General features: G+C 35.6%; 13 protein-coding genes. 8 read left to right on the top strand and 5 right to left on the bottom strand.

The features are described from left to right. Positions 1-62: 62 nt before the first annotated feature. Entirely contained in the window at positions 63-917 is an 855-nt protein-coding gene (locus tag V7S76_RS12255; RefSeq protein WP_459510415.1) for a ChaN family lipoprotein, read from the top strand. 183 nt (positions 918-1,100) lie between these two features. Here the strand turns inward: V7S76_RS12255 and V7S76_RS12250 are convergent, their stop codons facing one another. After that, positions 1,101-1,772 carry a TetR/AcrR family transcriptional regulator gene (locus V7S76_RS12250; RefSeq protein ID WP_459510414.1) on the bottom strand — a complete coding sequence of 224 codons (672 nt, stop codon included), beginning with the start codon at positions 1,770-1,772 and terminating at the stop codon, positions 1,101-1,103. Between the two features lie 129 nt (positions 1,773-1,901). Here V7S76_RS12250 and V7S76_RS12245 point away from each other — a divergent pair, with 129 nt between their 5' ends. From V7S76_RS12245 to V7S76_RS12230, 4 genes are all read left to right on the top strand, one after another. Further along, the gene (locus V7S76_RS12245; RefSeq protein ID WP_459510413.1) at positions 1,902-3,545 is read left to right on the top strand and encodes an ATP-binding cassette domain-containing protein; all 1,644 of its coding nucleotides are present in this window, start codon (positions 1,902-1,904) and stop codon (positions 3,543-3,545) included. Next, positions 3,529-4,845 (top strand): HlyD family secretion protein, encoded by a 1,317-nt coding sequence (locus V7S76_RS12240; protein ID WP_459510412.1) that lies wholly within the window; start codon positions 3,529-3,531, stop codon positions 4,843-4,845. Before V7S76_RS12245 ends, V7S76_RS12240 begins: the two co-directional genes overlap by 17 nt. Further along, positions 4,835-6,220: a TolC family protein gene (locus V7S76_RS12235; protein ID WP_459510411.1), complete on the top strand. Its 1,386-nt coding sequence runs from the start codon at positions 4,835-4,837 to the stop codon at positions 6,218-6,220. Before V7S76_RS12240 ends, V7S76_RS12235 begins: the two co-directional genes overlap by 11 nt. Positions 6,221-6,295: 75 nt before the next feature. Then, positions 6,296-7,225, top strand: coding sequence for an AraC family transcriptional regulator (locus V7S76_RS12230; protein WP_459510410.1), 930 nt, complete (start codon positions 6,296-6,298; stop codon positions 7,223-7,225). Here V7S76_RS12230 and V7S76_RS12225 read toward each other — a convergent pair. Continuing rightward, entirely contained in the window at positions 7,213-7,587 is a 375-nt protein-coding gene (locus V7S76_RS12225) for a DUF779 domain-containing protein (RefSeq protein WP_459510409.1), read from the bottom strand. The genes V7S76_RS12230 and V7S76_RS12225 overlap by 13 nt on opposite strands. A 442-nt stretch (positions 7,588-8,029) precedes the next feature. On the opposite strand from V7S76_RS12225, the gene V7S76_RS12220 reads away from it, so the two are divergent. Beyond that, on the top strand, positions 8,030-9,019 hold the full coding sequence (locus tag V7S76_RS12220) for a hypothetical protein (protein ID WP_459510408.1): 990 nt from the start codon (positions 8,030-8,032) through the stop codon (positions 9,017-9,019). Between the two features lie 188 nt (positions 9,020-9,207). Here the strand turns inward: V7S76_RS12220 and V7S76_RS12215 are convergent, their stop codons facing one another. Further along, on the bottom strand, positions 9,208-10,707 hold the full coding sequence (locus V7S76_RS12215) for an aldehyde dehydrogenase family protein (protein WP_459510407.1): 1,500 nt from the start codon (positions 10,705-10,707) through the stop codon (positions 9,208-9,210). A 1,285-nt stretch (positions 10,708-11,992) separates the two neighbouring features. Between V7S76_RS12215 and V7S76_RS12210 the strand changes: the two genes are divergently transcribed. Continuing rightward, entirely contained in the window at positions 11,993-12,448 is a 456-nt protein-coding gene (locus V7S76_RS12210; RefSeq protein WP_459510406.1) for a hypothetical protein, read from the top strand. A gap of 58 nt (positions 12,449-12,506) precedes the next feature. On the opposite strand, the gene V7S76_RS12205 is transcribed toward V7S76_RS12210, so the two are convergent. Further along, on the bottom strand, positions 12,507-12,911 hold the full coding sequence (locus tag V7S76_RS12205; protein ID WP_459510405.1) for a hypothetical protein: 405 nt from the start codon (positions 12,909-12,911) through the stop codon (positions 12,507-12,509). A 77-nt stretch (positions 12,912-12,988) separates the two neighbouring features. Further along, positions 12,989-13,594: an LURP-one-related/scramblase family protein gene (locus tag V7S76_RS12200; protein WP_459510404.1), complete on the bottom strand. Its 606-nt coding sequence runs from the start codon at positions 13,592-13,594 to the stop codon at positions 12,989-12,991. Positions 13,595-13,694: 100 nt separating this feature from the next. Here V7S76_RS12200 and V7S76_RS12195 point away from each other — a divergent pair, with 100 nt between their 5' ends. Next, entirely contained in the window at positions 13,695-14,552 is an 858-nt protein-coding gene (locus tag V7S76_RS12195) for a glycoside hydrolase family 16 protein (protein WP_459510403.1), read from the top strand. Positions 14,553-14,666 lie beyond the last annotated feature (114 nt).

Below are 14,666 nucleotides of genomic sequence, written 5' to 3'. Positions count from 1 at the left end.
TACGAATGTATCAATTGCCATAAAAAATATCTAAATTGATCCTCATAATCCCAAAACAACCTATGAAGAACCTCTTACTTTGGATTTTGCTATTATTCATCAGTCCCATGCTGTACGGGAAAGATCTACCTGCTTATCAACTTTTTGATGCAAAAGGAAAGAAAATTAGCTTTGAAAAAATGCTCAAAAAATTGGTTCAACAAGATGTCGTTTTGGTTGGAGAGCTTCACAACAATGCGATTAGTCACTGGATGGAATTAGAAATTACAAAAGCCTGTCAGCTTCAAAGATCCTTGGTATTGGGAGCAGAAATGTTTGAACACGACAATCAAAATGCCCTAAACAATTATTTGCAAGGAAAAATAAGTGCCAAAGGATTGGATTCTTCCGCTCGATTATGGAAAAATTACCCAACGGATTACGCCCCTTTGGTCAATTTTGCCAAAGAGCAAAAGATCGCATTTATTGCTACCAATATTCCTAGAAAATTTGCCAGCTTAGTGTCCAAGCAAGGTTTCGAAGCCTTGGAAAAACTTTCGGTAGAAGAAAAAACATGGATAGCACCATTGCCAATCCCTTATGATGCTGAATTACCCGGATATAAAAAAATGTTGACCATGATGGGTGAGCATACTTCTCCAAATATGCCCAAAGCTCAAGCGAGCAAAGATGCTACCATGGCCCATTTCATCGATACCCATTTGGGCGAAAATCAGCTTTTTATCCATTATAATGGATCCTACCATTCCGAAAATTTTGAAGGCATTTCTTGGTATCTGAAAAAATCAAAGCCCACAATAAAAATTGCGACCATCGCCACTGTGAGCCAAAAAGAATTGAAAAATCTAGAGAAAGAAAATCGCTATAAAGCCGATTTTATTTTGTGTGTGGATGAAGATATGACGAACACCTATTGAAGAGAGAAAAGAGAAAAGAGAAGAGCGAAGACGGGAAAAGAGAAAACGGGAAAAGAGAAAACGGGAAAAGAGAAAAGAGAAGAGAGAAGACAGGCAAAGAAACTCCTTTTACCTATTACCTATTACCTATTACCTTTTACCTATTACCTTTTACCTATTACCTTTTACCTATTACCTCTTCCATCATCCTACTACCTTAAAAATCAAATCTTTTAAATAGCGCTCAACAAATTTTTGCTTGTTTTCTTCCCCTACATCCGTCAATCTAGGTAAATAATTACTGAAAAAAAGTTGAGAATGCGATGTTTCCACCAAAGTGGAACTTAAAGAATGCGGGAAAGCATAATCCGGATGATGGGCCTTAATTATATCAGAAATACGTGCACATAAATCTTTGTAGGGTTTATATACCTCATTTTGATTGATCTCCTTGACCTCCTTGACAAGGTAAACCTTACTGCTTTCCGTAATGACAATTTGATGTAAATACTTTTTATTATAATCAGCCTGGCCAGCGCTATCGGGTAATTCTTGCGTTAGTAACTCGACCAAGCGATTTAATTTTTCCTGTGAATTAGCAATGGGTTGCAGCTGGAATACCACCAAATATTCCATATACGACCAATACCAATTCAATATATACAATAATAAACGATGTTTGTTTTCAAAATAACGGTAAATAGTAGCCTCGGTGGTGTTTAGTTCCAACGCTAATTTTTTAAAAGTAAAATGCTCAAAGCCCAATTGATGGATCAAATCAATAGCCCCTTTCACAATTAATTTCCCTAATTCCGTCCCTTCAGGGTCTCTTAAATAAATGCTTTCGTTAACTTTGAAACTTAAAGAATAATCCATGATTGATAGATTTAGATGACAAATCTACATGATAGATTTACTAACACAAAAAATATTTTTAATTTTATTTATAATAGTAATACTATTATTTAAAAAAGTATTTTTATTTTTGCCAACAAATTAATTCCGATGGAAAAGAAAAGCAGCTTTAAACGTATTTCTGAATTAGTCATTAGCAATAAAAAGGAGGTAATATCCATTTATTTATTTTCGATGCTAAGTGGTGTGGTGAATTTAAGTTTGCCGTTAGGCGTGCAAACCATCATCGGTTTGGTGATGGGTGCCACCATGGTAACTTCCATTTATGTGTTAATTGCCTTGGTTGTAATTGGTGTATTTTTGGTTGGTGTTCTACAAGTGAATCAGATGAAAATAATTGAGCGTGTACAGCAAAAATTATTCACGGAATATGCCTTTGAGTTTGCTAATCGACTACCCAAATTCGATTTAAAGAAAACGGATCATTATTACATTCCAGAGAAAATCAATCGTTTTTTTGACACGATGAATATCCAAAAAGGATTTGCCAAGCTTTTATTGGACATTCCCATCGCAAGCGTACAAATCATACTTGGAATTATATTATTATGCTTATATCATCCTCTATTTATCGTTTTAGGCATTGTTCTGCTTCTCATTTTAGGCCTCATCTTAAAATATACAAGCAATAAAGGAATTGAAACAAGCATCGAAGAGTCCAATTATAAATACAAAGTAGTAGGATTTTTTGGCGAAATGGCACGTACGTTAAAGTCGTTCAAATCTATTCAAAACTCCAAATTAAATCTAAATAAAACAGACAAAAATGTGGAAGGCTACTTGATTGCCCGTACCAAACATTTTCAAATTTTACTTTTTCAATATCGATCTTTGATATTTTTCAAAGTCAGCTTAACTATTTTAATGCTAACCCTAGGGACCTATTTGTTATTAAATCAACAACTTAATATTGGGGAATTTATAGCCGCAGAGATTGTTATTTTAATGGTCATTTCAGCTGTAGAAAAACTCATTGTGAGTTTGGATAGTCTATATGATGTAGTTACGGGTTTGGAAAAATTAGCCAGCGTTACGGAACTACCTTTGGAGGCGACAGGAAATTTGGATGCCGCACCGAATCAAGCGGTGGAAATCAAAATGGACAAATTTAGTTTTCAATTTGATCCTGCCAAAAAATTATTGGATTCCATTTCGGTACACATTTTACCAGGACAAAAAGTGAGTGTGAGTGGTGAAGAAGGTTCAGGTAAATCCTTGTTTTTACGTATTCTGACAGGAAACTACCAAGATTTCGAGGGCTCTTTTTTAGTCAATCAAATTCCCATTCATAATTTCAATTTAACTAACTTCCGTGGCATGACGGGTGTTTTGTTCCAAGGACAAGAGATTTTTGAAGGAACTGTTTGGGAAAACATTAGCCTAGGTAATCAAGAAATCCAAGCGAATGAAATTCTGCAATTAGCCAATCGATTGGGCATAGAAGACTTCATTGCTCATTTTAAAAACGGATTTGACCAAGTGATTGAACCCATTGGTAAAAAAACGCCCCATTCAACTATCCGGAAAATATTGCTACTAAGAGCTTTATCAGGCAAAAAGAATCTCCTACTTTTGGAAGAACCATGGAATGGCTTGGACGCGCAAAGTACTGAAAAAATTAAACAGTATTTATTAAATGAAACACCTTGTACATGTGTGGTAATTTCCAACGACCAAGTTTTCAATCAAAAAACAGACCTTCAATTGCGATTCAACCATGGAAAATCAATTTAAATCATTTAGATATATTTATCCGCTCGGAAAAGGAACTGCCATCAAACCTTGGCTGATCGGTTTTGGCCTATTTTTATTGGGCATTATTTTCCTGCCTTGGACTCAAAATATTAGGTCCAAAGGTCAAATCACTAGTCTTTTCCAAGAGCAAAGACCTCAAAAAATTTATAGCCCGATTGCCGGAAAAATTGCAAATTGGAGAGTAAAAGAGGGCGATTTTGTTAAAAAGGGCGACACTTTAGTGAAAATTTCTGAGATAAAAGCGGAATACTTGGATCCTAAATTGATTAATCGGACTCAAGAACAATTGGATGCCAAGAAAAATTCGATGGCTTATTATGAACAAAAAGTAGAGGCGACTCTTTCCCAAATCGAGAATTTAAAAACTTCCAAAAAGCTAAAAAGAGAACAATTAACGAATAAGGTGAGTCAAATTAGTCAAAAACTAATAGGCGAGAAAGCAGAGTTAGAAGCGAATATCAACGAGTTTAACTTGGCAAAAGATCAATTTGAACGAAATCAAAAAATGTACAAGGAAGGTTTGATCTCGCAAACTCAGTTTCAACAACGAAATGTGGCATTCCAAAATGCTTTGGCCAAAAAAACAATTACTGAAAATAAAGTCAGTCAAACGATACAAGACATTACCAATGCAAAAATTGAATTGAGAGGTGTTGATCAAGAATATGATGAAAAAATCAACAAAGCAGAAAGTGACCGTTTTCAGAATTTAGGTCAAATAGAAATAACGAGAGGCGATGTGGCGAAATTAGAAAATCAAGTGGCCAACTACACCATTCGAAATGGAATGTACGTATTGATTGCTCCTCAAGATGGGCAAATCATTGAAGCCAAAAAATCGGGATTAGAAGAAATCATCAAAGAAGGGGAAGAATTGCTGACCATTGTTCCTAACAAAAATAATTATGCCATCGAAATGTTTGTTCGGCCGGTGGACTTGCCTTTGATGACCATCGGTCAAAATGTGCGTTTTATTTTTGATGGATATCCTGCCATCATTTTTGCGGGAGGATGGCCAGAACAAAGTTTTGGGACATTTTCAGGAAAGGTATTGGCCATTGAAAGCACCATTAATTCCGATGGCTATTTTCGGGTAATTGTTCGAGAGGATAGCTCTGAAAAAAAGTGGCCGGAACAAATTAAAATTGGGACGGGTGTACAAGGAATTACCTTATTGAATGACGTGCCACTTTGGTATGAAATTTGGAGAAATATCAATGGATTCCCAGCAGATTTTTACAAAGGAAATAAAAAATCAGAAACGAAAAATGAAAAATAAATTCCTCGTTTTTTTATTGATTGGACATATTTGCCTTGGACAAGAAAAGATCCTACATCCGGAATCGTTTTTAAAAATTGTTCAAACCTATCACCCCGTGGTGAGAAATATGAATATAAATGTGCGAAAAAGTGAAGCAAGTATTCTTCAATCGCGTGGTGCTTTTGATCCCATTTTGTCGCATTACAGTGCCAAAAAAACATTGGATAACAAGAATTATTATGAATATCATTCTCCAGAATTGAGTATCCCTACATGGTATGGCATAGAATTGAATGCAGGGATAGAAAATTTACAAGGTGCCAGAATTGATCCAAGTCAAACTTCTGGACAAACAAGCTACATAGGAATCAATATTCCTTTGGCAAAAAACCTCTTAATGGACAAAAGAAGAGCTGCTTTGTCGCAAGCGAAAATAATGAACAAAATGGCCTTAGAAGAACAAAGAGCCGCCATCAATGACTTGTTAAACGAGGCCATGGAAACCTATTTTCAATGGGCAAAAAGCCATAGGGTTTTGAGAATCGTCCAACAAAACTTGGAAATAGCACAAAAAAGAGTGGGCTTTGTTAAGAGAAGTGTCGAATTAGGTGATCGACCAACGGTTGATACCTTAGAAGCCGTTTCTCAACAACAATATTTTGAGAATTTATACCAAAACAAGTGGCTGGATTACCAAAACAATACCTTGGCCTTGTCTGCTTTTCTTTGGTCAGAAAACAATTTGCCGATGGAATTGGACCCAAGTGTTTCCCCTCATTCGATATGGGAAAACTTTGCACTTTTTGCCAACTTCGATTTAAATAGAGAATCACTTTTGGAAAAAGCAATGTCCAATCATCCTGAATTGAAAACCTATCAATACAAAATGGAGGTCTTGCAGGTGGATAAAAAATTGAAATTTCAGAGCTTATTGCCCAAAATTGACCTGAGTTATAATCAATTATCAAAAGGTGCGCCGAATTTATATACGTCCAATTTATTGGACAATAATTTCCAATATGGGCTAAAAGTGGAAATTCCCTTGCGTTTTTCACAAGGCCGAGGAGATTATGCACAAGCTAAATTGAAAATAGACGAACAAAACATTCAAATGGCTCAAAAAAGACAAGGCATCGAAATTAAAGTCAATAGCTATTTCAATCAATTTCAAAGTTTAAAAAAACAAATCACTACCCAGGAAAAAGCCTTAAGCAACTACCAATCATTGGTAAAGGCGGAAGAGTCCAAATTTGAATTAGGAGAATCAAGTTTATTTTTAATCAATAGTCGGGAAACAAAAGCCATGGAAGCTGCCGAAAAACTGATTGACCTGAAGGCCTATTTATTTAAATCGGTTTATGCATTGCAGGCTAGCGCAGGTTTGCTGAATTAAAATCGGGGGGAGAAGGAATTTGCAAATAAATTACTATTTTTACTTGTAAATCTTCTATTCCTATTTTTTCGATTTATGTTTCTTCCTACTAAAATAGTACCGGTAGCCCCTCAACTTACGCATGAGAAATCACTAAAAACATTGGTCGAAAATAGAACCATCTATAACCTTGACCATTGCGAACTCAATTTATTTGAAACCTATCAGCAATCCGCTTTAGTTCCTTTGACTTTCAACGACTTAGTGGTGACAAGCATGCTGAGAGGAAAAAAAGTAATGCATCTTTTTGAAGATCCGGCTTTTGATTATTTACCCGGCGAATCCGTGATTATCCCTGCCAATGTAGAAATGAAAATTGATTTCCCGGAGGCTGATTTGCATAATCCAACCCAATGTTTAGCTTTGGCTATTGACAATAAAAAAATCATTGACACCTTGGATTTTTTAAATGAAAAATATCCGAAAGAAGGAATGCGCAATTATTGGAAATTAGATGAACGCAATTATTTTTTTTACAACAATGAAGAATTGGCGATGACCATCAATAAGTTGATACAGGTTTGCCAGAGCACTTCCATCAGTAAAGATGTTTTAGCTGACTTAGCCATACAAGAACTATTGATTCACATCATCCAAACGCAATCTGTGGCTAGTATTGAAAGTGGAAAAGACTATCCTACCAATCCAATAATCCAAAATATCCTCTTAATAATTCGTCAAAATATTGGTCAAAAAATTAACCAAAAAGACCTAGCTAAGCAATCTGGTTTGAGCGTTACATCATTGTATCGAATGATTAAAAGAGAATTGGGAATTAGCCCGATGGAATTAATCATTTTGGAACGAATTAAATTAGCCAAATCCTTATTAAAGAATCAGCATATTTACATCAAAAACGTCTGCTACGAAGCAGGTTTTGAAGATGCGAATTACTTCATAAGAGCGTTCAAGAGTCACGAAGGCATTACGCCAAAACAATATCAACAATTGAATCAATCCAGGTAAGTAAGCGGAGATAAATTGGCTCGTTCTTCGTCAGTAAACAAGCGAGATTGTGTGATAAAACGAAGACCCATAGGAATTTCCAAGGAAAATGAAGAACCTCTTCCAGGCACTACATCGATGCAAAGTTGGGTGTATTGCCAATATTCTTGTTGATCTTTGCTCATCCAAAATTCGCATCCATCAATTTCCCCAAGGCAAACATCGGATGCTCCTAATTTAAAGTCGCCTTTTTCAAAACACATGGGTTGTGAGCCATCACAACAGCCTCCGCTTTGATGAAACATTAATTCGCCGTAACGGGATTTGATTTGTTGCACCACTTCTTTGGCTTGATCAGAAATAATTACTCGTGGGGTTTTCATCTTAAATTAACATTCAAAAAGTTTTTACACTTATTACATCTTTAGAAGAGACCTAACTTATTCGTTTATCTATTTTCAGTTTTACATGAAAAGTGGATTTTTGCGAATTATATATTGGAGCGGAGAAGTATCCATGATTGAATCAATTATACGTCTATTAATTGTCATACTTCTTTTGACAGGTCAAACAATCTAAAATTTCTCTAAATTAGTGAATTTTGTATTTAAATCGCATTGAATTTTGCGAGTAAAAATACCTTTAGAAAATGGTAAATTATTAACCCATTCTCGTCTAAAATAAACCCTACAATTTTTTCATCTGAATGTTGGGTGATAAATTAACATGGAGATTTCTGAATTCCGAAAGGAATACCAATAATAACATGTATTTTTAGCTTGAACGTGTAAATTATATCGATACTACATTCATTTAATCTTTTCTATGCCTCATCATTCTAACAAAACATTAATTATCCTTATTGGTAATGCGAGAGGGGGTGAGGAAACATGGTCAACCATGTACAAAAACCTCTTGGAGCCCTATCAAGCGGATTTAGCTTTGTGTTTTGGGGAAGAAAAAGAAAAAAAATCATCCTTGTATCAAAGAGCAACATACCTTTGGGAAATACCCGAATATGCCAATTGGAGAGAATTTTATGAGTCTAATTTTCCAGCCAATTGGGATGGATTTATGAAAAATCAACGTTTCAAATACGCTGCTTTGATGGGCGGTATCGACGATAACAAAGGATCTGGAGCGATTATTTTTGCCTTCCGGCATTATCTATTGAAGAATCAACTCTCCACGCTTCAGCAATATGATCGAATTATTTTAACTCGGTCGGATTTTTATTACATCGACCAACAACCGATCTTACCTTTGGGTAAATTATATGCCGTTGAGGGAGAAGAATACGGGGGCGTTTCTGATCGTCATTTTATTTTTGACAGTGGAATGTCGGAAGAAGTCTTGGGGATTTTAAATTTTCTCTGTGATAAGCAAAATTTCGACATGCTTAATCAATTGGAAAAAGACAGTATCAACCCTGAAAAGGCATTGTTACTATTTTTTAAACATAACCATATTTTCGAAAAATTAGCATTTCACAAAAGGGTCCAATTTACTGTGGGTGCAGAAGGAGATTCATCTAGATGGCAAAATCCTTCACATTTTATCCCAGGTTTAAATGGGGTTAAATACAAATATGTGACCGAATATGAAGATGCTTTATGGAATTCAATGAAAAAAAATGGACTATTTTCCAAGTCAACTTATTTATACCTACTTCATTTTTCACATAAGTTTTTCTTCACCAAAGCAGGATACTACAAAATGGCAAAAGCCCTTTTTTATCCATTTAAAATGGCTTTCCCTTCTACTTATCAAACCATTTATACGTATTATTTTCCCGTGAAAAATTTCGAAAAATAATCGGGAAGAAGTTAAAAGAAATCAAATCTCAGATCAAATATGAATGTTGAATCCTTTGTTGGCAGAAAAAGGATAATAGTAATCATAGCCTTATAAATAAAAGGACCCACGGAATTCCATGGGTCCTTTTGCATTTCTGGTGATGGATTACATCATTTTTACCGATGAATGAATCCAACAAAAATGAATTAAAAGAATCCTAATTTCTTTTTATCGTAAGAAACCAACATGTTTTTGGTTTGACGGTAATGACCTAACATCATTTTATGTGTTTCTCGGCCAAAACCTGATTTTTTATATCCTCCGAATGGTGCATGTGCGGGATAAGCATGGTAGCAATTTACCCAAACACGACCAGCTTGAATGGCACGTGGTACTTGATACAATTCATGTGCATCTCTTGTCCAAACACCGGCACCTAAACCATATAAGGTATCATTTGCCATTTCAATTGCCTCCTCTGTTGTTTTGAAGGTTGCCACACAAACGACAGGACCAAAAATTTCCTCTTGGAAAATACGCATTTTATTATGGCCTTTGAATAAAGTGGGTTGAATGTAATAGCCATTTGCTAAATCTCCAGAAAGTTTTTGCACATCACCTCCACATAAAACCTCTGCCCCTTCTTCTACACCTAGCTTCAAATAAGTTTGAATTTTTTCGTATTGATCATTGGACGCTTGGGCTCCCATCATGGTAGTTGGATCTAAAGGATCCCCCATTTTAATGGCTTTTGTCCGTTCAATTACTCGACTCATGAATTTATCATAAATACTCTCATGCACCAAAATACGGGAAGGACAAGTACACACTTCGCCTTGGTTGACGGCAAATAAAACAGCGCCCTCGACAGCCTTATCAAAGAAATCATCGTCAGCATCTGCTACCGATGGAAAGAAAATATTGGGCGATTTTCCACCTAATTCCATGGTCACTGGAATTAAATTTTCAGAGGCATATTGCATAATTAAACGACCTGTTGTTGTTTCTCCTGTAAAAGATACTTTAGAGATTCTTGGCGATTGCGCTAGAGGTTTTCCAGCTTCTGGCCCAAAACCTGTCACAACGTTCAATACTCCAGCAGGAACGATGTCCTTAATTAATTCCAACAAACACATAATGGAAGTGGGAGTTTGTTCTGCGGGTTTAACGACTGTACAACAACCAGCGGCTAAAGCAGGTGCTATTTTCCAAGTTGCCATTAACAAAGGAAAATTCCATGGAATAATTTGTCCCACAACACCTATCGGCTCATGTAAACATATACTTACGGTGTTTTCATCGTGTTCCGAAATGGTTCCTTCTTCTGCTCTCAAGCATCCAGCAAAATATCTGAAATGATCGATGACCAAAGGTAAATCCACATTGACTGTTTCGCGAATGGGTTTTCCATTATCAATAGTTTCCACAGCGGCTAAATAAGCTAAGTTTGCCTCAATGGTATCAGCAATTTTTAATAAAACGGAAGAACGAGTATTGACCGAGGATTTTCCCCAAGTTTCAAATGCAGCATGAGCCGCATCTAACGCTAACTCTATATCCTCTTTGCCTGAACGAGCTGCTTTTGCGATTAATTTACCATCTACTGGGCTGTAATTTTCGAAATATTCACCCTTTACAGGTGGAACAAATTGACCTCCAATGAAATTATCATAATGAGGTTTGAAGGTGGGTCTTGAAGTAGACATAGTTTGAATTTTTAGTTTAAATATAGATTTTGGTTGCACAAAACTATGGATAAGCTTAAAACTCGAATAGCACTATTTCGTCAATTTATAGCATTTAATAAGCAGAGGGGGTAATAGGTAATAGGTATTAGGTAATAGGTATTAGATAAACTGTCTAATAACTAAACAATAATAACTAAACACTAATAATGCGAATTAAGGGTTAAAATATTCATTGATACCTCAAAATTCCATATAGCATTGCCATTTATTGGCTAATTCCTTTTCCATGGTATTTCTTTTTTTTAGAAAAAAAGAAACAAAAAAACTTAAATTCTCCCAGTTAATCCAAGACGAATCAGCAAGCTGACCGATTTTCACTACGCTCTCGGCTATTTTCTTTGACCCTGACGCACATACCCTATGCGCATTGTCAAAGCTCCGCCTACCGCTTCGTTCAAATCTTTCGTCGGATTAACCGTACATCTCGAGATTATTTAATTTCTGAAAAATGTTTTCGTGATTACTAACGATGGCTGTGCGCGCTTAAAATGAAACATCCTTAATAGTCGGGTTGTATAATCTTTGTGTCCATTGTGTTAAAAACAAATCTCTTCTTTATCTCAAAGGTGCCAATTACCTCCTTCCTTATTATCTCAACATTCCGATATCGCATTGCCAAAGTATCGAAGTCAAAAGCGGTAAAGGAAGAGATTAATCATTGGAAATTTCAACCCTTAATTCGCACTAATAACTAATAATGCGAATTAAGGGTTAAAAACTAAAATTCAGGATCTTTTCCAATAATTGTGTCTAAATCAAATTTAATTACATTTTTCCTGGCCAGCAATGCAATTTTCTGGCTAATTCATTTTCTATGGCATTTCTTTTTTTGAAAAAAAAGAAACAAAAAAACTTATACGTCGCAAGTTAATCCAAGACGAATCAGCAAGCTGACCGATGTTCACTTCGCTCTCGGCTATTATCTTTGACCCTGACGCACATACCCCTTGCGCATTGTCAAAGCTCCGCCTACCGCTACGTTCAAATCTTTCGTCGGGATTAACCAAAAGTTCATTGATGAGCTTGAAAAAAAAAGAAATAGCGTTGGCTGAGCGGCGACGAAGCCAAAAGCGGTATTTAGAGAAATGAAAATCTGATATTTTGACTCTTAATTCGCATTAATAACTAAACACTAATAACTAATTTACAAACAATAAATAGGCAAAAACAGAAATCATTTCATCACAAAAATGAAATAAATCATATTTTCTTATAAGTTTGTACTCATTCCAAACCTACCACGATGAAACAAGACCTAACCGAAACGAATGAATTGGAAGATTCACTTTCCGAAAACCAACTACTTCAATTTTCTAAAATACCTTGGATTTTCCAGCATATAATACCCACTCAGCTAGAAGTGGATGGCATAAAATTCCCGATTGATCAAACAATTGATTTAATGGATTTTAAAAAGACCTACGGTCATTACAGACTCCGTTTAGTATTTGTGGGATTTATTAAATCGAAAGCGGTAGTTGTGAACACCCATCTTTCTAAAAAAAGGATGAGACTTGTTTTCCGCGGAGAAAATTGGCTCTATTATCTATTTTGGATGCTAATTGTGGCTTATTTGATATTTTCAAAACCTTTCTCCATCCTAGGTTTGATAGTTAAAATTAGTGCTTTTTTACTTTTTGCGACCATCGATCTATTAACGAATTTTGTGCGAATAGAAGATGAAAATTCTGATTCATAAGTTAAGATGTATGAAATAAAAATACTTCATACATCTTGACCATATTGCTTAATTAATATTATTTAGCATAAATGGGAACTGGTTTATCTTTGTCAATTCGTTCTCCAACGGCATCAAACATAGACATTAGACTTCCTTCAAGATGATTTTCGTCTTTCTTTTTAAGATCTAAATTGACATCATAACCTTGAGCAGTGAAATACAAAGTGATTGCACCTTCTTTGATTTCTGATTTAGAAATGACAGAAATTTCTGTACCGGAAGTATCTTGAATAACTCCAGCTATTTCGCCGTCTTTTTTGCTTAAAATAAAGACCATTTGTGCATCTCCATTGGGAGTTCCTTTGATGACAATTTGCCATTTGCCCACAAAATAATCTAGATTATCCGCTGGCTTGGCGGTCGACAAAAATGAAATAAATAAAAATGCAATAATCGATAATACGCTACTTAGTTTTTTCATGGGTAATTTATTTTAGAGTTTGGGTAATAAATTTAGGGAATATAGGCGACAATCAAATACCTGGATTCATTTTGACTTTATGTACTTTCTTTTAAAACCATATCGATGGTAATTGCTGCTGAAAGAATAATGGCACGATGTTCTTTTAACGTTAAATTCGGATTGATTTCTACCTTATATTTATCTGCACTAGTGAATATTTCTTTCAAGGCTCCTGCCCATTTTTTGGTAATAATTCCAATCTCGACATCTGAACCATCTCGAATGCTAAAATCCCAAGCTTTCCAATCACCGGAAATAGTAGCAATCGTCAAGTTATTCTCATCAAATATAACAAACTTGGGTTTAAATAATTTGAACTTCTGTTGGATATAAGCCACTGTAAATCCTTGGCCATTTTTAATCTCAATTTTTGAAAGAAAAAAAGTCCAACCCCTTGAAATACTTGCCTCCACTTCATCGTTGGCATTCTTAATCTCTAACAAAAAGGGTAGTATTTTTTTATCAAGTAAAATTCTTTGCAATTTTTGACCAAAAGATAATTTTTGTTTGACCGCACCAACTTGCGCACCTTGGTCATCAAAAATATGATACGTATTTTCAAATTTGAACATATTGACTTTTTCGTCAATAAAATAAGTATTAAGATTAAAAAAGGAGAATTTTTGAGAATAATTATTCATGGCAGGTATTTATATTATTTGAATAAGAGTAAATTTATTAATTATTTAAAGTTTAACCATCTTTCAATCCAAAAAAATAAGTCAGGCAATTAAAAAGACAATGAAAATACATCTCCGATATTTATTATTCCTTAGCATTTCATTATTCTTTGCTTGCGGAACAGAAACCAAGGATAGCACTCCAACGCCAAATCCGACACCGCCTGCTCCTATCGTGGTTAAAGAATACAAGTTTGATACAACTCCAATTTGGGCAGATGAATTTGATAATGGAACAACTCCTGATCCGAGTAAATGGTCATATGATATTGGTGGAGGCGGATGGGGAAATAATGAGCTCCAATATTACACCAATAATGCCTCCAATGCCAGTATAAAAAATGGTATTTTAACCATCAAAGCAATCAAAGAAGGAATGATGGGCTCCGCCTATTCATCTGCTCGAATTGTCACAAAAGGCAAAGGCGATTGGCTTTATGGCCGCTTCGAGGCTCGCGCGAAAGTACCTGCAGGTAAGGGAACTTGGCCTGCATTTTGGATGCTTCCTACCGAAAACAAATATGGCATTTGGCCAAATTCAGGGGAAATTGATATTTTAGAGCATGTTGGGTATGCCCCCAATGAAATCAATTGTACTGTTCATACTTCCGCTTATAACCACACCAAAGGCACCCAGGTTGGAGTCAAAAAAACCATCCCTACGGCCATTACAGAATTCCATACCTATCGTGTCGATTGGACTCCGATTACCATCACAGGTTATATCGATGATGTCCCATATTTTGAATTCAGAAATTCCAATAGTGGTATTGCCGCATGGCCTTTCGATAGTAAATTTCACATCATATTGAATCAAGCAGTAGGTGGAAATTGGGGTGGCGTGCAAGGAGTCGACAATTCTGCCTATCCAGCCTCATTTGAGATCGATTATGTAAGGGTTTATAAATTGCTCGAATAGGGCAATAGTACTCTAAATTCCTCCGTTCTTCTCGCAATAAAACCTCTTTTCATCTCTAAAATACCGTTTAGCGAAGATAAAGATGATTCAACGACATGGATATTGTATCTTTGC

Source organism: Aquirufa sp. ROCK2-A2, from assembly GCF_054558485.1.
The sequence above is the reverse complement of the archived record's forward strand: the minus strand, read 5'-3'. Positions and strand labels throughout refer to the sequence as shown.